The following is a 22,787-nucleotide window of genomic DNA, read 5'->3' on the forward strand; positions in this document are numbered from 1 at the left end:
AGGAGTACTACTATGAATTACCTTCTCGAAAAGGGCGAGGTGCTTACGCTGGTCACTACCCCTGCGATGGAGGCGGTCGAGGTCGTGACCGGGCGGGTGTGGCTGACCAAAGAGGATGACGGCGCAGATTACTGTATCGATGCGGGGAGCCTTTGCTCTATCAAGAGCGCCAAGGGTGTCGTTATCGAAGCGCTGGAAAGTGCCTCTGTATCGGTGAAGTGGAAAATGGCACCGAGTTCGGTAAGGGTCGCCATGGTGAAGGTAGAGCATCGTCACTGTGTGCCGCAGGCGTCCTAGATCATTGGGCTGTTAGTGAGAATGGTTGAGAGTGTCAATTGCAATGACGATGCGAGCGGGTATTCTGTCAGGTGTCACCAGATCAGAAACCAAAGGAGATACGACTATGACCCGCTTTGTCACAGTTCTCGCGCTCACCCTTTTCGCCGCAGGGCTCGCCGCAGCCGCTGAGGACGCCGTCGTGGTACTGCCTGCCAAAAATGGCAACGTCAGCTTCCCCCACCAGAAGCACAAAGAGGCCCTGGCCTGCACCAGCTGCCATGAAACCGAGAAGGGAGGGAAGATTGCCGACCTCGGCAAGGACTGGGCCCACAAGACGTGTATGGGATGCCACAAGGAGAAGGGAAAAGGCCCCGCCAAGTGCAATGAGTGCCACAAGAAGTAACTGATCTATCAAATCCTGCAGACGAAAGGGGAGACTGTTCTCAAAAGAGCAGCTCCCCTCCCCCAGCGCAGCAAGCAAACCACTTTCCCCGTCACTTCCCGCTTCACCTCCCGTTTCAATCACTACAGTTCAAGACATCCTCCTTCTTCAACGGAACATTATTGTGCAGGTACTGAGGTAGTTTCTTGACCGCGCCCTTCACCGGGTGGTAGAAAAGCTGTAATGGCCGCTCGGGGCTGAGAAGCAGGAGGTAGCGCAGTGTCATTACGTGCAGTTTTAGAGCTGCTTGAAAAACAGAGACTCCTTGAGGAGATGGCGCACCGGCAACCGCTGCCGCGTCAGGAACAGGTTGAAACGCAGGTGCACAAGCAGCTGCGCAGCGATATGCGCTCCCTCCTTTCGCAGCTCGGCACACAGGAAGTCGTGGAGATCCTGGAGTCGCTGTCGACCGAGGAGGCGGTGCTTGTATGGGAAAATGTACCGGACAGGCTCGCCGACGACGTGCTGCACGAAATCAGAGGGGACGTGCGGGAGATCCTCGAGGAGCAGCACAGATCCCTCAGTCTCAATGCATTCGAGCTTTCCGAGGGGCGGCTGCGGCAGGTCCCCCTCAACAGCAATGAAGATCTCGACGGGATAAAGCCGATATGGGTGGATCTCGTCGACCCCTCCAAGGCTGACCGCGAATGGATCGGCGACTACTTCGGACTGGAGATTCCTGATCCGGATGACCTCACCGACCTGGAGGCGAGTGCCCGCTTCTACGTCCAGGAGTCGGGGGAGATCCATCTGCACTCCGACTTCCTGCTCGACCGCGAGGGGGACTCCCGAAACATCGCCGTCGCCTTCATCCTCTACAAGGACATCCTCTTTTCCGTACGAAGCGAGGAACTCCCCGTATTTCGTCTGCAACGACTTCGTGCCCGCACCCAAAAGGGGTACGTCTCGGACGGCACAGACATGCTCCTCGACCTCTATGCGGCAGATGCCGAGTACTCCGCAGATTCCCTGGAAGAGACGTACCTTGCGCTTGGCGAGGTCGGGAAGCAGGTACTGAACGAAACGATGACGGACGAGGAGGCCGCGCAGGCCCTTGCCGCCATCGCCGAACAGGAGGACCTGAACGGCCGCATTCGGAGGAATGTCCTGGACACCCGCCGCGCGCTGACCTTTCTGGTGCGCCGAAAGCTCCTCTCCGCCGCGCAGCTTGAGGACGCCCAGCAGATCGTGCGCGACATCGAGTCGCTCGACGGTCACACGGCCTTTCTCTTCGACAAGATAAACTTCCTCATGGACGCCATCGTCGGCTTCGTCAACGTGAACCAGAACCGGGTGATCTACCGTCTGACCGTGCTCAGCGTCATATTCATGCCGCTGAACGTGATCGCCGGGATCTTCGGGATGTCCGAGTTCACCATGATGACCGGCAACATCCCGTGGGCGCTCTCCTACGCCATTTTCACCGTCGGCATGGTGCTGGTCGCGTGGCTTACCTACTTCATCCTGAGAAGGTACGAGAAACGCACCGCGCGCAAGAAAAGCGGGACCTCGACTCTGTAGGGACTTCGCCTCCGGCGCTGGCGCACTGATGGCACTCCCGCATCATCAACCGACTCCATCTGATGGCGCGTACGAGATAAGCGTTACTCCAGGACCTCCTGATGCTATAATTTTCTTGGTGGTACGCCACCTTGGAGGAGGAAACCATGGCTACAAAGTGCGATCCCATTCGCTCGCAGCTGTACGCTTTGCAAGAAGAGTTGAAGAAAACTCCGATGTTTCTGAACGAGGCAACTGAGGGGTCCAAGCCTGAACTGAACCCGGCATGGGTCAATCTCGACAGTCACCTCACCCGTACGCGGATGTCCTTGCAGGTTTGCGAAGAAAGGGAGTGACGAGCTTTAGTTCCCCGGCCGGATTAGCCTTTGCGACTCGTTGACAGAAAAAGCCCCACCCGAACAGGTGGGGCTTTTTCTTTGTACCGCGGGAAGATCGCCGCAAGCGACTAGTCGTGGTAGCCGCTGCCGATCGCTGTAAATGGGAGGGAAAGCCGAAGTTGCGGCACCTGGCGCGCAATCCAGGCAGTGAAGGTATTGCTGTTCGGTCCGGGAAAGGCGTTATACCTCTGCGCCCACGGGTATGACCGCGCCGCCTTGTCGACGGCGTTAATCAACTCGTCAACCCCGGCACCGCGATGCTGGCTCAAAAGCCTCGGACGCTCGCCGAACCAGTAGCGGTCCGGCACGTCCTTCTCGATGCGGACAATAGGGAGGCCACTGTACTTGCGCCACCCAATCAGCTCGTAGACGGTATAGGACGATTCCCCGGTGTGCTTGGCAGCGACCCAGGTATGGATGGCAAACCACCCGCGCCACCCCCATGTTGGCGCTCCGTACACCTGAAGGACAGCCTCGGACGTGCTTTTGGGGTCAGGAGCAATCCCTGCGGGCTCCCGACTCGCCGTTCGCCAGTCTTTCCCTGCGCACCCCGTCCCCAGGAAGAGCAGGAATCCGAGCATAATAAATCTCAAAGATATCACTCCCTTGCACTTTAGTTTGACGTTGATTATGTCGCCGATCACGCCACGCTGTCAATAAAGCTCATGAGTGAGGGAGCTGCCGTTGAGGCTACTCCCCCCCGGGGAGCGGGTAGGCATAGATCGGAAAGTCCATCCCCTCGATCCCCCCTGTGACCGGTACCTGGTGGATCCTGGAGACGGTGAAGATGAGCCGGTTTTGCGGATCTATGGCAAAGGTGTCTGCCCAGCGGATCCGCGGGTCCTGAACCAGTGTGCGCATCTCCCCTGCTGCGGTCCGATACGCTATGGCATCTCTCTCCAGATCCCCCATGTACAGGTTTCCCGCGCTGTCGAAAATCATTCCATCAGGAGCCGGAGTCTTTCCGAGATCTTCAACCTTCGCTGCGAGTGCCGCTTCCTCACGAGGATCGAGAAATGCCGCCACAAGAGCCTTCGTCGGAACGCGGTACAGGTGGTACCCGGTGAGCGCATGGTAGTACGACCGTGCTTCTCATCGAGCGCGATGCCGTCGGAATGGATGCGTGGAGGGGCGCCGTTGCGCAGGAACTCCTTCCCGTCGATGCGCACCGTGATCTCCTCGGCCTTGGTGGAGACGTGATTGCCGAGAAGCCGACGCGACTCCCCGCTTTTCAGGTCGAGGACCACGATTGCGCCCAGGCCGGAGTCGGTGATATACGCCTTGCCGGCTGAGTCGTCGATGCGCAGATCGTTGAGATACGACTTTTGCGGCGCGACGCTTTTGTCAAACTCGTAGGTCCTTTCCAGCTTGTTGGTCCGCAGGTCGAAGACGAAGAGTTTCGCCGTCCCCACTACCCCTGCGAACTTCGGACTGCTGGGGTCGAGCACATACAGCGCGCTCCCGTGCGCCACCACCGACTGCACGCAGGTAAAACGGTTCGTCCCCGGGCGTCCGTCCCACCGGTTCCACGCTTCATCCGGATACTGGTGAATAGACCCGTCACGGGCGATTTCTACCACCGAGAAAGGGATGCCGTCGCGCCAGCGGGGGAAATTGGCGAAGACCCGCCCGGTATCGGTGACCGTGACCCCGGTGACCTGAGCGCCTCTGAAACTCGCTACAGTGCCGAGTCGTTCCCCTGCGCGGGCGGCTACAGATTGCGGTTCTCGCACTCTTTCCTGGTGGGAGCACCCAAGGGATACGACACAACCAAAAATGCAAAGACCGAGAAATCTTCTCATAACGTCCTCCGTCAGAGTGCCTGGTAATCGATGATCCCGGCGCCCGTCCACCTACCCTTCTTTCGCCATAGTCAAAAGTATATAATACGGTGAGATAGCCAAATACGACTAAGCGAGCTTGGAAGTGTGGGGAGGCGACAATGCCGGCGAAAGTGACGAAAAACAAGGACGGCAGCTACAAGGTGAGCACGCCCAATGCAGTCCACGCCAAGGGAACCACAAAGGGTAAGGCCGAGGCCCAGGCACGGCTGCTCAACGCCATGGACCATGGGTTCGTGCCGGACAAGCAGAAGCATTCGGAGACAGAGAGCGGGAAGAAGGGAGAGAGCAAGTCCCGTAAATGACGCGGGAGCAGCCGTTGCGATTGCGCTCCCGCATGTGGCCTCGGCTCACCCCCTACCGCTGTGACTCCTCACGAGGTGCCCCAAGCATTTCGGCATAAACCCTTGCCAGAGCGTCCAAAGCCGCTGCGCAATCCCCCCTGAACGAGGAGCCGTGCATGGCGGCTAGAACGCGGGGCTTTAGCTGTGCCAGCCTCTGCAAGGTAGGACCCGTCAGCGGGGAATACGGATAGGGGTTTGCCAGGGGCCCGGCCTGGTAGGCAGCAAGCGCCTGCCGCGCAGACGGAACGATATCCACCTCTGTCAGGGCATCGGCGCTGCCATTTTGCAAAAAAAGGTCGGAGCAGTACAGCGTCCCTTCCGTCTCCTCAAAAAGCAGGCTCGCATCCCAGGCATGGGGGACATGAGGGGTCTCGAGAAAGCGAAAGCGATGGCGGCCGGTGGAGAAGGTTTCGCCATCTGCCAGGACGTGGGCCCTGCCCCCTATGAAGTCGTTGATGTTCACCAGAGCTCCCACCGTCCCGCACACCGGCTTCGCATCCGGCGCCACCGAAAGCCATTCGTTGAGGGAGCCGCATTCGTCAGACTCGAAATGGCTGAAGCCGATCCAGCAAATGCGCGCAGGATCGAGAATTTTGGCAACAGCATCCCCTACATACGGGAATAGCCCTTTCATCCCGGTGTGGTAAAGAAGCGGTTCGTCGTCATCGACCAGGAACTGGTTGAACTGCAGATCGATCTTTGCCACGTAGGTGGAGAGTCTGTAGGTGCCGGGAAAGATTTCCTCGATACGTGTTTCCATAGCGTCCTCCGGTAGTAGTATCAAAGCTGCAGTGCAGAGATATTCTATACCGCAATCAGCCACCTCGCCCGCCTCACGCCCACGCGATCCTGCTCTTTTCCCCACCAAAACGCTGCACCTTTAATCTTTACATGCCCGCGAACACAAAACGGGGGGAAGCCGTGCTTGCCGGGGTATTTGCTTCGTCTCTGGACGATGAAATATAATGATCTTTAAGAGGGAAGAAAACTCGAAGGGTCAGAAAAAAGACGTCGTTCAGGGAAAACAGGAGGTGAAAAGGAATGCCCGGACTGACAGGAAGGACGGGACGAACGACAGAGAAGAGATATGGCAGAGGCTTTGTCCAGGGCGCCAAGAGGAGGCCTGAAATCACTACCGCCCCCGAGGAGACGATCGCCGCACCGAGGATCTTCAACGTGATTCTGGAGAACGAATTCGTAAAGGTGATCGATATCCGCATGAAGAGCGGTGAAATCTCGCCGATGCATGCTCACGCAACTCCATACCTGACGTATGTGTTGGCGCCCTGCAAGATGAGATACACCTCCCCGGACGGAGAAGTGGAAGAGACGGCGATGCAACCGGGAGACGTGCATTGGCACAACGCAGAAATACATCATGCGGCAAACTTTGGTGACACCGACGGTCATATTTTGTTTGTAGGGGTTAAAGAGCAAAGCGCAATGATGACCGCAGGAAAGGCGATCGCACCGCCAGCGGCGGCCGCGCTGTCCGACTTCAGGCTGATTTTTGAAAATGACGCTGTACGGGTGGCCGAAGTCCGGATGAGAGGGGGTGCAGCAGAGCCGATGCATTCGCATCGTGCCGGGTACGTCGCGTACCCGCTGTCGCCCTGCAAGTTGAGGTTCACCTCATCCGCCGGCAGAGCTGAAGAGGTATCGATGGATGCTGGCGAACCGCAGTGGCACGAGCCAGAAACGCACCAGGTCCAAAACGTAGGCGCAACCGAGTGCCGCGTCCTGGTTGTCGAGATGAAGCGGTAAGAATGCCGCTAAGGCCCTGCAGGTTGTGCAGGGCCTTTTTCAATTTCAAAGGGATCCCCCCCTCATTTCACTTGCCGCAGCGTCGGTAAGTGCCGGTTCTGCACAGTCAACATGCCCAAAGGTATATAATTGCTTATGGTAGGAAGGACCGGGCAGTGGACGGGATGTAACAAGGGGAGGAAAGCCAGAATGAGTAAGCACAAACACCATAAACGTGCCGCATCAGCAACACCGGAATTTCAAAACCAGCAAACAGGGCAGCTGGCGGGGACAGAGATGACGCCGGGGCGTGAACCGGCTGAAGGTCCTGATGGTCCTGGGATGGCGTCACCTTCACACGAAGCGTTCGAACATCATACTGCTGATCTGGATCCCGTTGAGGGAGCGGATATTGACTGACGGGATCAGAGGCAGCCGGCAACTGAGCTGCTGTTTCAGACGAAGGGGACGAAGTCGCGGGCACCTCTACAGTGGCTCCGCGCCGACGTCCCCTTCTCCTCTTAGACGCTGGAACCATCCGCGGCGCCCCTCCCCGTCTCCCAGGCTCAAGGCGCCACTTTGGCGACGCCGTGATCAATCCTGTTGTGCGTCTCCTGCTCCCTTCCTTGTCCAGAGCACCATGACTGTCCGTCCAGGCGTTGCCTTCGATGCTGTCTGGATCCACCCACCATTCACTTCCCATACCATCACCGGCACACCGTAGATATCAGTCCGCACGCGGTGCTGAGGCAACATATCCAGGCGCCTTTCGGTCCCCAGCTTCTTTTGCAAGTAATCCTGCACCTGGGCAAAAGAGGAATCCGGAAACTCGAGACGCGCGTGGCTCAGAATCCCGCCGGAGAAGAAGAAGGTAACATAGCGTGCGGGGATGTTGTTGTAGGCAGATTTGATAGGAAACCAGCAGGCATAGTCCTCGCTTTTGGAAACCCTTTCATCCGGGCGCAGGTTCCCATAACAGTGAAGGGTAAAGCCTCTCTCCTGGTACTCCCTGATAAGGTCGTTCTGGGTCTGCCCGGCAAAGGAGTTCAAGGGATGCTCGAAGTTTGGCGACTTAAGCCGGTCTGCCCAGTCCCAAACGTCATACTTGAAACCTTTGGGCAGGAGAAATGATGCCGATAGCAGGGCGGCGCCGAGTACCACGATGGCTGCGACGAGGAAAATGTTCTTCGCGGCTGTGGTGCGTCCAGTTGGAATGGCTTCTGCCTGGCGGGCTTCCTGTTCAACCCTTTGTCTCTCCAGGTATTTTGCGGGGACAACGCCGCACGACCCGCAAACCGCCTCACCATTGTACGGTGCGCCGCATTTTGGACAGCTGGACGGCTCCTCTCTCACAGGTGCGGGCAACTGTGACTCTGGAACTTTTTGGGGAATTGGAGTTACTGGCTCGATGTGGCAGACGATGCCGGTCTGGTCCAGCGAAGTTTTGTGTCGCCTTGCAGAGAGAAGATCAATACCGGAGGCAAATACAAAGAGACTGCCGGAGAAGATCCGTTCCACTTTGTTGCTGTCACCTTTGCACAGCGGGAGAAGATTTTTTTGCACCTCTGCGAAAGAAATCCTGAATGTATCTCACCCGCCGTCACTACACGATACTTTACTCCTTCCACGCATCCTCCAGAACAGACATATCGTGAGGCACGGCAAATTCTGCCAGCCCAAGAGAAGCACAAAGTAGGATTATTTTACTTTGGTGTCAAGGAAGGGGTGGGTGAAGGAACTGATACAGCACGCGGCCACGCTGCTTATCTGGAGCGCGCATCTGCCCGGCCCATGAAAGCCAGGCCGGTTCGGGTGCGCCTCGCCCTGCGGCACGACGCCAGCGCGGGCGTATAATATAAAGGTTAACGCCACTACACTACGTCAGCGTTTGTCCAACAGCCGTCACCTGCCGCGGCGGCTCATAATAACATACGCGACGACGGGGGAAACGATGCCAGTTGCCGATTTCAAAACATATTGCCAGATGCTTGATCGTGCGAGGGAAAAGGGATACGCCTACCCTGCCATCAACGTCACGTCGCTGACCACGGCAAATGCAGTATTGAAAGGGCTCGCCGAGAGCGGAAGCGACGGAATCATCCAGGTCTCCACGGGAGGCGGCGCCTTTGCCTCGGGAACGGCGCTCAAGGATATGGCGTTGGGCGCGATGTCCATCGCCGAGCACGTGCACCGGGTAGCGGCGCGCTACCCCATATATGTTGCTCTGCATACCGACCACTGCCAGGCCGACAAGCTCGACAAGTTCGTTCTGCCACTGGTGGAGGAAACGGAACGGCGCCGGGCCGCGGGGCTGCCGAACCTCTTCAGCAGCCACATGTTCGACGGCAGCGCCCTGCCGCTGAAGGAGAACCTGGACATATCCGCGAAGCTAATGGAGCGCTTCAAGCAAAGCGAACTCATTCTGGAGATAGAAGCAGGCGTTGTTGGTGGGGAGGAGGATGGTGTTGCCGCAGACGCGAGTGCCAAGCTCTACACCACACCGGAGGATACCCTGGAGGTAGCCCGTCGCCTGAACGGCATTGGCGGCCGCTACCTGCTGGCGGCAACCTTCGGCAACGTCCACGGTGTGTACAAGCCCGGCTCGGTAAAGCTAAAGCCTTCGATCCTGAAGGACTGCCAGGATGCCGTGGCAGCCGAATACGGCAAATCCGCCTGTTTTGACCTCGTCTTCCACGGCGGGTCAGGATCGGAGCTCTCGGAAATACATGAGGCACTGGACTATGGCGTCGTGAAGATGAACATAGACACCGACACCCAATACGCATTTACCCGCCCCATCGTTGCTCACATGTTCACGCATTATAACGGGGTGCTGCGGGTGGACGGAGAGATGGGGGACAAGAAGGCGTACGATCCCCGCACCTACATGGCGCTTGCGGAGGCGGCCATGGCAGAAAGGGTAAAGCGGGCGGTGACTGAGCTGCGAGGGACGGGAACGACTCTGTTTATAGGGTAAGGGCGCGGACCATGTAGGCCGGAATAAGCGCAGCGTTTCCGGCAAGTCCGACCGCCTCAATCGGCTGGCGCCGACGCCGGGAACGCCTTGCGGCTTATCCCGGCCTACAACATCAATAAAAGCCGTGCCACTTTCACTTCCTCGCCGCCCCGCCTGCGGCCAAGGCGGCATCCGCCACCATCGGCCGCTTCGTTGCTCGATCCTGCTTCCCGGGCCCTTCTTTCTCCTGTTTTGCAATGGCGGCGAAATAGTTCGCGGTAAAGATGTAGTCGTCCATGTAGTCGTGCCTGCCATCGCCGTTCAGGTCGAAACGGGAAGGAGCAGGCTTTCCCCGATCCGTCAGAAAGAGCGCGAAGTCCCCCTCTGTCACCTTTCCCGACCGGTCCAGATCCACATCGGCCGGGGGTGCGACCGTGAGGGGCATCTCCGTCAGCGACGACCCCGTCACAACCATGATGCTCGCCTGCAAGGCACCGTTGACCGGCTGGATCTCCAGCTGGTAGCCCCCCTCGACTAGGGCGACAGAGACAGTGCGTGCCGCATTGAGAGCAAAATTCGGGGCCTTCTCCCCCGGCACCTTTACCTTCACTTTCACGGTCGCCTTACCGTCCGCAATCGCGACCGCCGGTTCCTGGACCAGGTCCATTGGTGCGGCGCTCTTCAGAAGCGCGAGCAGTGAATGCGGCGTCGCTTCCCCCGTAAAGGTACGGAAATTCTCCAGAGGGGTTACCAGCACAGGTACTGCAGAACCCTCCCCGCTCGCAGAGTGGATTTCAGGCTCCGGCCTCTCCGCTGGAGCGGCCTTTGACTCCTCACCCCGAGCGGTTTGACGTGCTTCGGCGACATCTTCCCTGCGTCCCCCCGCCGCCAGCTCCTGTTCTTCGACCTGGGCAGGTTGCTCCCTCGCCTCCTCCACATTCCTAAAAGGATCGCCAGGAAGAGTCACACTTCCCCCCACCACAGCCGGACCGGCTGAGGAGCCCGAGCCTGACGTCACTCCCCCCTGCTGATCGTTTGCGCCGCTCAGAGATGATGTTCCCTTGCCGCTTCCGGTTATCCCCGTTGTGGAATCTCCTGTCTGCTGAGCCGCAGCTTCGCCAAATATAACCACCGGGACGATGTTACCGTCGACCCCGATGATCCTTCCGGTCACTGTGGTGATACCACCAGTGGCACCACCGATGCGATCGAAGGTGATGGAAGCCAGAGGACCGCTGCCGGTCATGGGACCATTGGCCACGACCGAAAGAGAGAGGCTGCCCGGAGCCGTTGCGTTTGCGGCAGTGAATCCGTTTGCCGCCAAAGCCCCCCCTGCAACCCGCGGATTGGAGAGGGCGGCACTGTCATAGGAAATCTGCAGATCTACCGTAGCAGCGTGATTGAAGCCCGTGCCCCGGACCACGAAACTCCCGCTCCCTGCCGGGCTGATCGTTACCGACGGTGCGGCATACCCCGGAACAGCAGCAAGAAGCGCTGCAAAAGGAAGGATAAACCTGCCCAACATTTTTCCCGACATCTGTGACCTCCTCATCCACCTAGACGACGTTTTTAGCGAGCTGCTCCTGCAACGCCCGAATGGGCGCCAACTCTTTTATCCGAGACGATGTGAAAAAGGTGGGGAGGGTTCCCCCTCCCCACCGGAATCCTCCGAAGAGGATGGCTTACTGCGCCAGCCCTTGCAGGGTGACGCTCTGGGTGCTGTTGTTGCCGCCGGCGTTGTCGGTGAAGGAGACGGTCGCCGTGCGGATCCCTGTGCGGCGGGTCGGCTTGAAGGCGACGCTCACGGTGCAGCTGTTGCCCGAGGCAAGCCCTGCCCCGCCGATCGGGCAGTTGTTGTTGGTGAGAGTGAAGTCGCCGGGGCTGTTACCGCCGAGAGAGATGCCGCTGATATTCAGTGCAACTCCACCGGTGCTCGCCAGGGTGATGGTGCCGGGCGCGCTCGTGGAGCCCCTGGCAACGGTGCCGAAGTTGATGGAGCCGGGGGTGACACTCGCTGCCGGCCCCTGCACGCCGCTGCCGTTTAACGGCACCGACTGCGGACTCCCCGCCGCGCTGTCGGTGATGGACATCGTGGCTACACGAGTTCCGACCGCCGTGGGGGCAAAGCGGACGTTGATGGTGCAGGACTGCCCGCTTCTCAAGCTGGCTGGGCAGTTGTTCGTCTGAGTAAAGTCGCCGGCATTGCTGCCGGAGACGGCGATGTTACTGATGGTCATCGGCGCGGTGCTGGTGTTGAGGATTGAAATCACCTGCGTCGAGCTGGTGCTGTTGAGAATCTGCGGCCCGAAGTAGAGCGCCTGCGAGCTCAGCGTCACGGTTGTGCCGAGGCCGCTCATCGGGAGCTGCAAGGAGGTGGCCCCTCCGTTGAGCGGGGCGTCTGTTGCTATGGTGAGCTGTGCCGCCTTCGCCCCCTGGGAGGTCGGCGAGAAATTCACCGTTGCCGTGCAGCTCGCCCCTGCGGCAAGCGTTGCTCCGCACGTCTTGGCCAGGCTGAATTCCGTGCTGTTTGCACCTGCCAGTGCGATGCTGCTGATCGTCATGGCTGAGGAGCCGCTGTTGGTGACGGTCACGGTCTGCGGGGCGCCGGTGGTGTTGACGAGGACGCTGCCAAATGCAAGGGCGCTCGGCGACACGCTCCCGACTGGGCCGGTCCCGGTGCCGGTCAGGGAGGCGCTTGCGGTCGCGTTGACCGGGTCGTTGGTGGCGATGGAGATCTGCGCCGTGCGGATTCCGGTCGCGGTCGGCCTGAAGGTAACCCTCACGGTGCAGTTCCCCCCTGCCACCACAGGGGTGCCGCAGGTGTTTGTCTGGGCGAAATCTGCGGCATTCGCGCCGCTGAAGGTGATGCCGCTAACGGCAAGCGCGGCGGTCCCGGTGTTGGAGAGGGTGAGCGTGGTTGCCGGGCTGGTGGTCAGCACCTGCTGGATCGGGAAGATCACCGCACCCGGCGCCACGGAGGCGACTGCCGCCACCCCGGTCGCGGAGAGCGGGAGCGACAGACTCGGCTGTGCCACGGAATTGCTGGTGATGACGAGCGAGGCGCCGCGCAAACCGGTGGCCGTGGGGCGCGCCGTGACGCTGAAGGTGCAGTTGCCTCCTGCGGCGACGGTAGCACCGCAGGTACTGGTGAAGGCGAAGTCGCCGCTGTTGGCGCCCGCGAGGGCAACCGCTGAAATATCGAGGGTCTGATCCCCGATGTTGCTGAGCCGGATCTGCTGCGGCGCACTGGTAGTGTTGACGTATTGTGCGCCAAAGGCGAGTGCGCTCGGCGCCGCCGAGGCGAGCGCCCCGCTGGCCGCGCCGACGGTGGCGTTTGCGGTCCAGGCGGAGTAGGTTGCCTGAGCCTGCCATTCCGGCCGATATGCCGCAGGAACGGTCGAATACTCATCCACCGCCTGCACTCTGAAGTACACCCCAAAGGGCGGGTCGATGGAGTAGCTCACCGTCTTCCCGCTCGAGGTGCTCGGCGCGCTCGGGGCGACGGTCTGCGTGCTCAGGACCGTGGTGAAGGTCGGATCGTTGCTGCTTTGCACCACGAAGCCCGTCTCGTTCGCGGAGTTGTCGGTGAAGGTAACGATGGCCTTGCCGCCGACGTTCCCTGCTGTCAGCCCGGAAGGTGCCGGGGGGGCGACGAGAAGGGACATGGGACGCATGAAGTCATTCTCTTCGTGGCTAAGGATATGGCAGTGCCAGACGTACTCGTGACCGAAGTTGTACATCTGGTTGGTGATCTGGGCGGCACCGGTCAGGTTGCCGCCGTCCCGCGGATCGGTCTGGGAGAAGCCCATGGCGGACCCGAGAGGCACCGCCGGGTTCAGCGGACGGATGCTGTCCGGAAGCGGGAACGGGACGACCGGGAGGATCGGACGCAGCGCGACGATGGTGTCCTCCAGCGGATTCACCCTGATGGTGTCCTTCCACCCCAGCTCGTTCGGGTCCGGAAGACGGATGGCGCCGTCCCAGGCAACGCGGTTCAGGAGCTGCACGTCGAAGAGGTGGAAGTGAAGCGGATGGGCGTCAACCCCGTTGTGGGAGATCTTCCAGATCTGCACGCCGTTCGGCAGCACCTGCTCGGTGGGGGGATCGACGTAGTTCTGCAGCAGGAAGTTCGCGTTCCCTGCGTTCGTTTTCGGAAGCTCCAGGCCGAGTTTAGCGGCCATGCGCCCGTACTCGTCGAAGGAGGCACCCATCTCGTCGTGGATCGCCTTCGGCTTCATGGGGAACTTCGAGACAACGGTGCCGTCGACCTGCTGGTAGCTGAGCTGGGTGTCGTTGATACCCGAGATCCCCCAGTTGGGCCAGGTCGCCGGGAAGGTGGTGTTGTAGGTGGCGTTGTAGGCGGTCTGGCCGACGATGATCGGCTCCTGCCCTTTCTGGAAGGCGCTCTGGGTGGTCGGCGTCGCCGTGAACTCCGCCTGCAGCGCCGCCAGGGTCGCCGGATCGAAGTCGTCCGGAGGTGCTGCCCCCCCGGTGCCGGAGACCTTGATCTGCATGACGGTGCGCACGTTGGGACCCATACCTACCGGTGTGCCTGCGATACCCCCTACGTCGGTGCGGTCGGGCGCGCCGGTGTAGTAGTTGTACTGCGGAACCAGCGCCGGGAAGGCGGTCGGTGCGTCGTTGTACAGGATGAGAGTCTTCCCTGCGTACTTGCTGAAGTCGACGATGACGTCGGCTCGCTCGGCAGGGGCGAGGATAAGGGTGCCGCTGTCGACGTTGCCGAAGTTGAAGGTGGTGGGATCGTTGTTCCAGGCGATAGGCTGGTTCGGCAGCACCACCGGCCCGGGCAGAAAGCCCCCTTCGGTCCCTATCTGGATGAAGGCGGGGCCGCGGGTCGCCGGGTCGGGCACTCCCCCTTCCCTGCCGTCGAAGAGGTTCTCCGGCCAGTTGGAAGGCCATGCCGCCGGATTCGCCTGGTCAAGCACCGCAGGGAGCATCTTCACCTCGGTGTTGATGACGCAGGTGGGGCAGACGGCAGGATCCGGGAGCTGCGCCGGGTCGGCCTGGTAGAGCTGCAGGTTGAGGAAGCGGTCGTGTGCCGCGTTCAGGATGCGCAGGCGGTACTTCTCGGGCTTCACCGTGGTCGTCGGGTATACCGTCCCGTTCACCACCATGGTGTCGAGGAAGGCCTCCGCACCCCACGACACGTCGGGGGTTCCCGGTATTTCGGGTGGCTGGCAGAAAGGGGTCGTCGGTCCCGGTACGCACGCGGGATCGTAGTAAGGGTTTGCCACAGGCCCCTGCGCGATGCACAAGGGGAGCGCCGCACCGTCCTGGCCGCACACCGGCGTCGCCGGGTAGAACCACGGCCCGTAGAACCAGCGACCGAAGGAGCTCATGCCGCTGAGGTCCGGGTTGTACGGGTTCTCCGCAGGCATGTAGACGTGCGGCCACCACAGATCCCCCTTCTTCGGGGTCCGCTCCCGCACTCCCATGGCATTGGGGGTCGCGGCAAGGGCGCCGGTCCCCCAGTTCCAGGTCGGATCGGTCTTCCTGACATAGGTCGGGCTGGCGGGGTTGTCGTCGACGTACGTCTTGTCCTGGATCACCAGGGGAATGGTGTTAGCAGCGCCCGGAATCACATTGCGGGCCACGAGGTCCTGCTCCACAGCGTCCTGGATGAGGTATCCCGCCGCCTCCCCTGCATAGACGTTCAGGCGTGTGATGCCGGAGGAGTGGTCATGGTAGAACATGAGGCGCCCGCTCTGGTCGTTGGTCCAGTAGTAGGTCTGCGACCCGGCGCCGGGGTCGTTTGTGGCCCCCGGCACGTTGCAGGTCAACGCACCGGCGCAGCTGGCGATCGTGTTGCCGCTGGCGTCGAACCACATATCCGGCACGTTCTGCACGCTCACCCCTTTCGGGTAGGAGGTCGTCTCCCCCTTCGGGGTGATCCACTGGTGCGGCGTGCCGTCGCTGATCCAGGGGGTGCGGCCGCCGTGCAGGTGCAGCGTGGCGCGGTTGCGGGTGTACTGCTCGCACGTTCCGGGCATCCCCGGCTCGCTGGGGGTGCACCCCTCCGGAAGGGGACCGTCCCCCGACCCCATGATGGTGGGGTCCACAGGGAGAAAGAGGTCGCCGCCCGAGCCGGTCGGGAGTGAGTTGGTGAACTTCACGCGCACCGGCGTCCCCTTCGTGGCCACGATCAGCGGTCCCAGGTAGTGGAACTGGCTTACCGTGGTATCGCCGGTGTTGGTCTGGCGGTAGCCGCGCAGGGTGGTGGGATCGAGGTCCGAATGCATCTGCTCGGTGTACTGCCCCACCTCGATCTCGTAGTAGTCGCTCCCTGGATAGGTCGTCTTGTCCGGGATCGCCACCGGGATGTACTGATTCAGGTTGTTCTTGTTCCCGACGTTCAGTCCGGGCAGGGTGTCCACGAACTTCCTGAGGGGCGGGCTGTTGGCCCAGTTGGGCGTTTCATAGTAGTCGGGGACGCTTCCCGGCATGGTGACCGGAGGCGCCGCGCCTGCAGGACCGGCTCCGGTGAAGGCGAGTGCCACGGTCGCAAGGCAGATGCAGATGAGGCTTCGCCTTTTCATAGAGTCTCCTTTCGTTCAGAGGGTGTCCGTTTTTTCTCCATAATCCCCGCAGCACCTTCCATCAGCGTCTTTCTCCGCTCGGCCGCGCGCTTTTTCACCTCGCTTCTCTGCTCCCGCGCCGAAAGGGCGGATCCCCCTTTCGTGTGCGCAGGGGGCGCCGCCGCCTTCCCTTCCTGCACGGAGGGTGCGGGCTCTGCCTGCACCGTCGACGCCATGAGTGCCGAAGATATCAGCCCCACCGCCAGTAGTAGTTTCATCATGGTATTCCCTCCTTTTGCAGGTCCGTAACCGGACCCGTTACCTGATCGCCAGAAGCTCAACCTCGAGAACAACCGTCTCTTCCGGCCCCACCTTGTTGCCGTAGCCGCGCGCGCCATAGGCGAGCTGCGGTGGCAGGAAGAGCCGCCACTTTGATCCGACCGGCATGAGCTGCAGCGCCTCGCTCAGTCCCGGCACCACGCCGCCGCTCACCTTTGCCTGCGTCGGCTTCTCCAGAAGATAGGAGCTGTCGTACTCGGTGCCGGTGATGGAGGTCGTGCGGTAGTGGAATTCCACCGAGTCGGAAGGAGCCGGCTTTTTCCCCTCCCCCTCCTTCAGCACCTGGTACTGCATCCCGCTCGGTCGTGTTACCACCCCCTCCTTCCGGGAATTCTGCGCCAGATACGCTGCACCCGCTTTCTTGTTTTTCTGTGCCGACTGCGGGCGGGACCCTGCCTGCTTGTTGCGCACCTGGTTGTAGTACATGCTCACGTACTTGCGCAATTCCTCGTCCTCCAGAAGGAGCGCATTTCCGCTCGCGGCATCGCGCATCCCCTTCTGGACCAGCTCAAGGTCGAAATCCACCCCCTGCTGCTTCAGGTTCCCCATGAGGTTCACCCCGAGGGCGTAGCTCGCCTTTTCGCGCGGCGTCTTCACCTGGGCGTCCTCCGCGTGAACGGGGGCTGCGGCAAGGCAAAGGAATATCAGGAGAAGTCTTATCATCGCTCGAATCCCCCCTACCAAAGCTTCAGCAGCACGTTGTCGCTGGCGTCCGCCACGTAGAGCCTCGTGCCGTCGGTGGTGATGCCGCTGGGATTGTGGAACGCCGAGGAAATGGTCGTCATCGCCCCGCTTGCGAGGACGATCCTGCGCACTGCACCGTTTCCGGAGTCGGCGACATAGAGGCTCGTGCCGTCGGTGGTGACTGCGGTGGGGTAGTTGAGCGCCCCGCCGGTGATGGAGAGGGTGGAAACCGCTCCGGTGGCTATGCTGACCACCTTTATGGCGTTGTTACCCGCATCGGCTACATACAGGCTCGTGCCGTCGGTGGTGATGCCGTAGGGGGAGCTCAAGCCGGCAGTCGCGCCGACGAGGGTGGTGACCGCGCCGGTGGCGATGTTGACCTTGCGGATCGCGTTGTTGTCCGTATCGGAGACGTAGAGGTAGGTCATGTCGGTGGTGATGCCGCCGGGGTTGAAAAAGCGCGCCGCGCCACCCGAGCCGTCAGCGTTACCCGCGCTCCCAGCGCTCCCGGCGAAAGTGGTCACCGCCCCACTCGCGAGGGAGATCTTGCGGATGGTGTGGTTTCCGGAGTCCGCGACATAGAGGTCGGTGAGGGTCGTGGTGATGCTGCTGGGGAAGTTGAAGCGCGCCGCGCCTGCGGTGCCGTCAGCGCTGCCGACAGATCCGGCGCTCCCGGCGACGGTGGAGACTGCGCCGGTGGCGATCGCTATCTTTCTGATGCTGCCGCTCCCCGCATCGGCAACGTAGATGCTGCTGCCGTCGGTGGCGAGATCATATGGAGAGTTGAAGCTGGAGGCGGCTCCTGTGCCATCTGCGCCGGCGGGGGTGCCCGCCACGGTGGAGACGGCAGCACTACCCACCGCTATCGCGCGGATGGTGCCGTTTTCGGCATCGGCGAGGAAAAGATTGGTCCCTTGAAGCACGAGCCCGGCAGGCTGGTTGAAACGTGCCGCTCCGCCGGTGCCGTCGACCGCTCCCGCGGCTCCGGTCACCGCATCTCCCGCCAGCGTTGAGACAGCCTGGGTGGCGATGTCGACCTTCTGCACCACGTTGAGATCCGCATCAGCCACATACAGAGTGGTGCCGTCGGTGGCGATGCCGGCAGGGGACGCGACAAGCGGGTTCGACTCTACGAGAGTGGAGACCGATCCGGAGGAAAGGGAGATACTGCGCACCGCCGAGTTGCCGTTGTCCGTGAGATAGACGGTGGCGCCGTCGGTGGTGATTCCGAGCGGCGAGGTGAAGCTCGCCTCCGTCCCTACCCCGTCCGCAAATCCGGGGCTTCCGCTTCCAGCGAGGGTCGACACGGTGCCGGAGGCGATGTCGATGCGCCGGACAGCGTTGTTGAAGGTATCGGCGACGAAGAGACTTGGCCCATCGGTGGTGATCCCGGTCGGGGCGTTGAAGCGTGCCGCCGCTCCCACGCCGTTTGCGCTCCCTATCTGCCCGGCGCTCCCCGCGACGGTGCTTACCGCACCCGATGCAATGGCGATGGAGCGGATCGTGTCGTTTCCGGTATCACAGACGTAGAGAGTGCTCTTGTCGGCGCTGATGGTGATGCCGTAGGGGGTGTTGAAGCGGGCGGCAGACCCGGTCCCGTCGCTGGAGCCGGTTACTCCTGCGGCGCCTGCCAGAGTGGAGACGGCACCGTTGGCGATTGCCACCTTGCGCACCAGGTTGTTGGCCGTGTCTGCAACATAGAGGAAGGTGCCGTCGGAGGTCACGCTGTTGGGGTGATTGAAGCGGGCGGCGGCACCGACGCCGTCGCTCGATGCCGTCGAGCCGGCAAAGGAGCCGATGCTGCCGGTGAGCGCCAGCGCCGTTCCCTGCACCGCCCCCCCCATCTGAACGGAGGTCGCCCCCCCGCCTCCCGGACCGCCATTACCGCCGACGGAGCTGCCTGAACCGCCGCCGCAGCCGGCAATAGCGCCGACCGCGAGCACCAGTAGGACCTTCTCGATTAGCTTTGACTTTTTCATTGCATCCCTCCGCGACTTGTGTATTTTCATGGTCCCCGTAAAAGGACCGGAAACCGCTCTGGGGTGAGGCCTAGAGCCAAGAACGTGCCAGTGAAGCTATTCTGTGCAGAAAGCGCGGGAAACCGCGGCATTGCGAAGGGAAGAGAACGGAGACTACCACCCGGAAGGGTGAGAAATTTTGTTACCTTGTCGAAAAAATAGAGGCAGCAGAAAGGGGACAGGCTACTTTACGACCCTGAGGCGCCCGGAAAAGTAGACTCTTCCCTTCTGCACCCCGAGCGGGTGTTAATATGGGGTACATGGAAAGAAGTGGAGGGGTACTCCTCCCAGGGCCTCTGCGTCTGACTCTTGCCACCACTGCGGGATGAAAAATGGAACATCATAATCTGTCTCTTCTCCTGAACATAACGATGGCGCTGGTGTGGGCCTTTGCGGGTGGGGTGCTCGCCCGGCGGCTCGGCCTCCCTACCCTGGTCGGCTACCTCCTTGCCGGAGTTGCCATCGGTCCATTCACTCCGGGATTCATCGGGGACACCGCCCAGATAGGGCAACTCGCAGAGATCGGCGTGGTATTTCTCATGTTCGGGGTGGGACTCCACTTTTCGCTGCGCGATCTTTGGGAGGTGCGAAAGGTAGCGATTCCCGGCGCCGTCATCCAGATGACAGGATCGACGGTGCTCGCCTTTGCATTGGCCCTCTCCTGGGGGTGGTCCCCGCGGGCCGGTCTCATCCTGGGGCTCGCGGTATCGATCGCCAGCACAGTAGTCCTGCTGCGCGGCCTCATGGACAACGGTCTGCTGAACAGCACCCACGGACGCGTGGCTGTCGGCTGGCTGGTGCTGGAGGATCTGGCAACCATCCTTATCCTTGTTCTGCTGCCTCCCCTCTTCTCGCAGGGGGAAGGCGGCACCGCTTCCGTCATCTGGGGGCTGCTGAAGGCAGCGGGATTCGTGGTTCTCATCCTCGTCGTCGGCAGAAGGCTACTCCCCTGGCTTCTGATGAAGATCACCTTTACCAGGTCCCGCGAGCTCTTCATCCTTTCGGTGGTGGCGGTCGCACTCGGCACTGCCGTCGGTTCGGCGGAGATCTTCGGGGTATCCCTCGCACTCGGCGCCTTTCTCGGTGGGGTGGTACTCGGGCGGAGCAGCACCAGTCACCACATCAGCGCAGAGATCGCCCCCTTTCGCGACGTCTTCACCGTCCTCTTTTTTGTCTCCGTAGGGATGCTGGTGAATCCCCACTACCTCCTGACGCACATCCGGCAGGTACTCGAGCTCACCGCGCTGATCATGATCGCGAAGACAGCGTTGACCCTCTTCCTCGGGTTCATACTGCCGGCCCCTCCGCGCACCATGATCGTTGTCGCCGCGGGGCTTAGCCAGATCGGCGAATTCTCCTTCATCGTCGGTCAGGCGGGCGTCTCCCTCGGCATACTCCAGCAGGAGCAATACTCCCTCATCCTCGCAGGAGCCGTCCTCTCCATCATGCTTAACCCCTTCATGTTCGGGGCGATCGGACCGCTGGAACGGGGGGTCAGGCGGGTCGGCTTCCTGTGGCGCCTCATGGCGCGGCGCATAGGTGCTGAGCAGTCCCCTCCCGCGGACCGCGAGGGGCATGTGGTGATAATCGGGTCGGGACGGGTGGGTGGTTACCTCGTGTACGTGCTGGAACATATGGGAATACCGGCACTGGTAGTGGAGAATGACCCGGCGAAAATGAACGACCTGAACAGCCGGGGAATCCCGGTTCTGTATGGAGATGCCGCCAACTCCGAGATTCTTGATCACGCCTCCCTGGCTAAGGCGAGAGCCCTCGTGGTAACGGTTTCAGATGAGGCGGCAGCCGAGATCGTCGTTGCCTTCGCCCGCCAGAGTGCCCCTGCCCTGCCGGTAATTGTTCGAGGGATGACGGTGAAGGGAGTGGAGCGCCTGGCGGAGCTGGGTGCCACAGTCGTAATCCATCCCGAGTTGGAGGGAGGTCTGGAAATAATGAGAAACACGCTCCTCTTCCTCGGCATACCTGCAGTACAGGTTCAGGAGTACGCCGACGAGGTCCGGCGTGACCATTACGACCTTGACGTGTCGACCGTTGGCGAGCAGAGGGTGCTGGCGCAGATGATGGCTGCGGTGCGGGGAATGGAGGTGGTCTGGCGAAAGGTGGGGGGCAACAGTGCGGTTGCAGGAACGACACTGGCGCAGGCCGATCTCCGGCGCCGCATCGGGGTGTCTCTGATCGCCATTATCAGGGGGAGTGAAATCATCACCAATCCCGATCCCTCCGAGGTGCTGCAAGTGGGGGACACCGTCGGACTCCTTGGGACAAAGAAGCAGGTCTCAGCAGCCGAAGGATTGATCAACCCGGAGGACGCGAGCCGGGAGTGAAACGAAAGAACGCAACCCCAACCACGACAGCCAGCGCAGGATTTACGAAGAATGCCAGGAGCGCGACGACGACGGCGACGACAATATCCCACCGCGAAGCAGGCGCCCACCCGCCGATGGCCAGATCGAGTGCTCCATAGAAGAGAAGTGCTCCGAGGGTCCCCTCAGGGATGAGCTTCAGAAACGCCAGCGCGGGGTCGGCGAAAAAGAGGCCGATAGCAAGAAAGCTGGTGCCGAGAAGGACTCCGACTGCGCCGGTGCGGGCGCCGAAGCGATGGTGCGACGCCAGCCCCCCCGCACCGTGGCACATGGGAATCCCGCCCAGCACACCGCTTAGCAGATTGGCACCCCCCTGTGTGAGGGCCAGGGTGAATGGGGCGACGCGACGGTTTTCGGGGAAGAAGTGCTCCGCCAGCGTGGAGGTCACGATGACGGCGTTGGTAAGTGTAAGGGCAAGCTGCGGCAGCCCTATGCTGATGGTGCCGCGCCAGATATCGCCCCATCCGGGAAAAACGAGATGGGGCAATTGCAGCGAAGGCGCCATGTGCTGCATGGGGGGAAAGCCCCCTAGCACCAGCCCCGCCAGCACGCCGACGGCAACCCCGGTTATCGCCTGAGGAAGCCTGCGATTGAACCCGACGGGGAGCATGACCAGCAGCGTAAGGCACCCGATCAGAAGGTTGTGCTGGACCATCTTTAGCCCCAGCACCGCGAGCCCCGCGCCAAGCCCGAGCTGAATGCCGGACACGACGCTGCGGGGAATGGAGCGGGCAATGACACCGATGACACCCGTCAGACCGAGCACGACCAGTGTAGCTCCGATCATGATGGATGCCCCCGCTATCTCCGGAGGCGTCACCTTTCCTGTAACGATAGCCGCAGAAGCGACCTTCATCGGCTGCACCGGGATCGGTAGCCGGTAGAAGAGGCCGGTAAAAAAATAGAAGATCCCGAAAAGGGTGAAGATCCCTCCCGGCTTGAGCCCCGCGACGGAGATGACGCCAAGGACATGCGGCAGAAAAGTACCGAGATCCCCGAAGGCACCTGAGACCTCACCGCTGACCCTGCTGAATCTTGTCCCCCCGCCCCCGTGCATCATCAGACTCCGCCGCTCCAGTCGTTTCCCGCAACAGTGTGGGAACGAATTTATGAATGTGACCCTAACGCCGCAGCAGAGTAGCAAAAGAACGTGTCACAGCACAATCGTTATCTCCAGGAGGCTACCCGGCTAGCAGCATCCCCCCCCCGCGATGGCGCCCGTCCCTTCCCAGAATGCATCACCTTTCGACCTTGAATAGCTGCGACATGTGGTGTAGATTGGCGCGCCTGCGTAGACGCTCTCCTGCAGCCACCGCGTAACGTTCG

At 61.3% G+C, this 22,787-nt stretch carries 20 protein-coding genes; 9 read left to right on the forward strand and 11 right to left on the reverse strand.

Annotated elements, in window-relative coordinates:
• The first annotated feature begins 12 nt into the window (after window positions 1-12).
• From LPW11_RS20320 to LPW11_RS20335, 4 genes are all read left to right on the forward strand, one after another.
• Entirely contained in the window at window positions 13-297 is a 285-nt protein-coding gene (locus LPW11_RS20320; protein WP_230995691.1) for a DUF2917 domain-containing protein, read from the forward strand.
• Window positions 298-403: 106 nt separating this feature from the next.
• Window positions 404-682 carry a cytochrome c7 gene (locus tag LPW11_RS20325; protein ID WP_230995692.1) on the forward strand — a complete coding sequence of 93 codons (279 nt, stop codon included), beginning with the start codon at window positions 404-406 and terminating at the stop codon, window positions 680-682.
• Window positions 683-940: 258 nt separating this feature from the next.
• Window positions 941-2,242 (forward strand): magnesium and cobalt transport protein CorA, encoded by a 1,302-nt coding sequence (locus tag LPW11_RS20330; RefSeq protein WP_230995693.1) that lies wholly within the window; start codon window positions 941-943, stop codon window positions 2,240-2,242.
• Between the two features lie 146 nt (window positions 2,243-2,388).
• On the forward strand, window positions 2,389-2,577 hold the full coding sequence (locus tag LPW11_RS20335) for a hypothetical protein (RefSeq protein ID WP_230995694.1): 189 nt from the start codon (window positions 2,389-2,391) through the stop codon (window positions 2,575-2,577).
• A gap of 110 nt (window positions 2,578-2,687) precedes the next feature.
• Here the strand turns inward: LPW11_RS20335 and LPW11_RS20340 are convergent, their stop codons facing one another.
• The 3 genes from LPW11_RS20340 to LPW11_RS20345 all read right to left on the reverse strand — a co-directional run bounded on the left by LPW11_RS20340 (window position 2,688) and on the right by LPW11_RS20345 (window position 4,352).
• Window positions 2,688-3,080, reverse strand: coding sequence for a DUF3750 domain-containing protein (locus LPW11_RS20340; protein WP_230995695.1), 393 nt, complete (start codon window positions 3,078-3,080; stop codon window positions 2,688-2,690).
• A 229-nt stretch (window positions 3,081-3,309) separates the two neighbouring features.
• Window positions 3,310-3,561: a hypothetical protein gene (locus tag LPW11_RS22380; RefSeq protein ID WP_331001588.1), complete on the reverse strand. Its 252-nt coding sequence runs from the start codon at window positions 3,559-3,561 to the stop codon at window positions 3,310-3,312.
• Window positions 3,558-4,352: an L-dopachrome tautomerase-related protein gene (locus tag LPW11_RS20345; RefSeq protein ID WP_269145359.1), complete on the reverse strand. Its 795-nt coding sequence runs from the start codon at window positions 4,350-4,352 to the stop codon at window positions 3,558-3,560. The genes LPW11_RS22380 and LPW11_RS20345 overlap by 4 nt, the downstream gene beginning before the upstream one ends.
• Window positions 4,353-4,561: 209 nt before the next feature.
• Here LPW11_RS20345 and LPW11_RS20350 point away from each other — a divergent pair, with 209 nt between their 5' ends.
• Window positions 4,562-4,765, forward strand: coding sequence for a hypothetical protein (locus tag LPW11_RS20350; protein WP_230995696.1), 204 nt, complete (start codon window positions 4,562-4,564; stop codon window positions 4,763-4,765).
• A 52-nt stretch (window positions 4,766-4,817) separates the two neighbouring features.
• Here the strand turns inward: LPW11_RS20350 and LPW11_RS20355 are convergent, their stop codons facing one another.
• Entirely contained in the window at window positions 4,818-5,564 is a 747-nt protein-coding gene (locus tag LPW11_RS20355) for a hypothetical protein (protein ID WP_230995697.1), read from the reverse strand.
• Window positions 5,565-5,845: 281 nt separating this feature from the next.
• On the opposite strand from LPW11_RS20355, the gene LPW11_RS20360 reads away from it, so the two are divergent.
• Together LPW11_RS20360 and LPW11_RS20365 are read left to right on the forward strand one after the other, a co-directional pair.
• A complete protein-coding gene (locus LPW11_RS20360; RefSeq protein ID WP_230995698.1) occupies window positions 5,846-6,568 on the forward strand; it encodes a hypothetical protein in 723 nt (240 codons plus the stop codon).
• A 189-nt stretch (window positions 6,569-6,757) separates the two neighbouring features.
• Entirely contained in the window at window positions 6,758-6,967 is a 210-nt protein-coding gene (locus LPW11_RS20365; RefSeq protein WP_230995699.1) for a hypothetical protein, read from the forward strand.
• A gap of 174 nt (window positions 6,968-7,141) precedes the next feature.
• Here the strand turns inward: LPW11_RS20365 and LPW11_RS20370 are convergent, their stop codons facing one another.
• The gene (locus tag LPW11_RS20370; RefSeq protein ID WP_230995700.1) at window positions 7,142-8,065 is read right to left on the reverse strand and encodes a TFIIB-type zinc ribbon-containing protein; all 924 of its coding nucleotides are present in this window, start codon (window positions 8,063-8,065) and stop codon (window positions 7,142-7,144) included.
• Between the two features lie 433 nt (window positions 8,066-8,498).
• Here LPW11_RS20370 and fbaA point away from each other — a divergent pair, with 433 nt between their 5' ends.
• Window positions 8,499-9,524: a class II fructose-bisphosphate aldolase gene (gene fbaA / locus LPW11_RS20375; protein WP_230995701.1), complete on the forward strand. Its 1,026-nt coding sequence runs from the start codon at window positions 8,499-8,501 to the stop codon at window positions 9,522-9,524.
• Window positions 9,525-9,657: 133 nt separating this feature from the next.
• On the opposite strand, the gene LPW11_RS20380 is transcribed toward fbaA, so the two are convergent.
• From LPW11_RS20380 to LPW11_RS20400, 5 genes are all read right to left on the reverse strand, one after another.
• Complete coding sequence (locus LPW11_RS20380) at window positions 9,658-11,040, reverse strand: hypothetical protein (RefSeq protein ID WP_230995702.1); 1,383 nt, start codon at window positions 11,038-11,040, stop codon at window positions 9,658-9,660.
• Window positions 11,041-11,185: 145 nt separating this feature from the next.
• Window positions 11,186-16,060, reverse strand: a complete 4,875-nt coding sequence (locus LPW11_RS20385) for a choice-of-anchor D domain-containing protein (RefSeq protein WP_230995703.1) — start codon at window positions 16,058-16,060, stop codon at window positions 11,186-11,188.
• Window positions 16,057-16,320 (reverse strand): hypothetical protein, encoded by a 264-nt coding sequence (locus LPW11_RS20390; protein WP_230995704.1) that lies wholly within the window; start codon window positions 16,318-16,320, stop codon window positions 16,057-16,059. The genes LPW11_RS20385 and LPW11_RS20390 overlap by 4 nt, the downstream gene beginning before the upstream one ends.
• Before the next feature lie 37 nt (window positions 16,321-16,357).
• Window positions 16,358-17,041 (reverse strand): FKBP-type peptidyl-prolyl cis-trans isomerase N-terminal domain-containing protein, encoded by a 684-nt coding sequence (locus tag LPW11_RS20395; RefSeq protein ID WP_230995705.1) that lies wholly within the window; start codon window positions 17,039-17,041, stop codon window positions 16,358-16,360.
• 14 nt (window positions 17,042-17,055) lie between these two features.
• Window positions 17,056-19,041: a hypothetical protein gene (locus LPW11_RS20400; protein ID WP_230995706.1), complete on the reverse strand. Its 1,986-nt coding sequence runs from the start codon at window positions 19,039-19,041 to the stop codon at window positions 17,056-17,058.
• Window positions 19,042-19,412: 371 nt separating this feature from the next.
• Between LPW11_RS20400 and LPW11_RS20405 the strand changes: the two genes are divergently transcribed.
• Window positions 19,413-21,422 (forward strand): cation:proton antiporter domain-containing protein, encoded by a 2,010-nt coding sequence (locus LPW11_RS20405; protein ID WP_230995707.1) that lies wholly within the window; start codon window positions 19,413-19,415, stop codon window positions 21,420-21,422.
• On the opposite strand, the gene LPW11_RS20410 is transcribed toward LPW11_RS20405, so the two are convergent.
• A complete protein-coding gene (locus LPW11_RS20410) occupies window positions 21,394-22,521 on the reverse strand; it encodes a putative sulfate/molybdate transporter (protein ID WP_230995708.1) in 1,128 nt (375 codons plus the stop codon). The two genes, LPW11_RS20405 and LPW11_RS20410, sit on opposite strands and share 29 nt — an antisense overlap.
• Window positions 22,522-22,787: the final 266 nt, after the last annotated feature.

Source organism: Geomonas sp. RF6, from assembly GCF_021044625.1.
Classification (GTDB): Bacteria; Desulfobacterota; Desulfuromonadia; order Geobacterales; family Geobacteraceae; genus RF6.

Coding starts and splice junctions, on each gene's coding strand:
- LPW11_RS22380 (WP_331001588.1), bottom strand. CDS start 3,561: ATGATTTTCGACAGCGCGGGAAACCTGTACATGGGGGATCTGGAGAGA.
- LPW11_RS20410 (WP_230995708.1), bottom strand. CDS start 22,521: ATGATGCACGGGGGCGGGGGGACAAGATTCAGCAGGGTCAGCGGTGAG.
- LPW11_RS20390 (WP_230995704.1), bottom strand. CDS start 16,320: ATGATGAAACTACTACTGGCGGTGGGGCTGATATCTTCGGCACTCATG.
- LPW11_RS20335 (WP_230995694.1), top strand. CDS start 2,389: ATGGCTACAAAGTGCGATCCCATTCGCTCGCAGCTGTACGCTTTGCAA.
- LPW11_RS20350 (WP_230995696.1), top strand. CDS start 4,562: ATGCCGGCGAAAGTGACGAAAAACAAGGACGGCAGCTACAAGGTGAGC.
- LPW11_RS20355 (WP_230995697.1), bottom strand. CDS start 5,564: ATGGAAACACGTATCGAGGAAATCTTTCCCGGCACCTACAGACTCTCC.
- LPW11_RS20400 (WP_230995706.1), bottom strand. CDS start 19,041: ATGAAAAAGTCAAAGCTAATCGAGAAGGTCCTACTGGTGCTCGCGGTC.
- LPW11_RS20360 (WP_230995698.1), top strand. CDS start 5,846: ATGCCCGGACTGACAGGAAGGACGGGACGAACGACAGAGAAGAGATAT.
- LPW11_RS20395 (WP_230995705.1), bottom strand. CDS start 17,041: ATGATAAGACTTCTCCTGATATTCCTTTGCCTTGCCGCAGCCCCCGTT.
- LPW11_RS20385 (WP_230995703.1), bottom strand. CDS start 16,060: ATGAAAAGGCGAAGCCTCATCTGCATCTGCCTTGCGACCGTGGCACTC.
- fbaA (WP_230995701.1), top strand. CDS start 8,499: ATGCCAGTTGCCGATTTCAAAACATATTGCCAGATGCTTGATCGTGCG.
- LPW11_RS20380 (WP_230995702.1), bottom strand. CDS start 11,040: ATGTCGGGAAAAATGTTGGGCAGGTTTATCCTTCCTTTTGCAGCGCTT.
- LPW11_RS20325 (WP_230995692.1), top strand. CDS start 404: ATGACCCGCTTTGTCACAGTTCTCGCGCTCACCCTTTTCGCCGCAGGG.
- LPW11_RS20365 (WP_230995699.1), top strand. CDS start 6,758: ATGAGTAAGCACAAACACCATAAACGTGCCGCATCAGCAACACCGGAA.
- LPW11_RS20320 (WP_230995691.1), top strand. CDS start 13: ATGAATTACCTTCTCGAAAAGGGCGAGGTGCTTACGCTGGTCACTACC.
- LPW11_RS20405 (WP_230995707.1), top strand. CDS start 19,413: ATGGAACATCATAATCTGTCTCTTCTCCTGAACATAACGATGGCGCTG.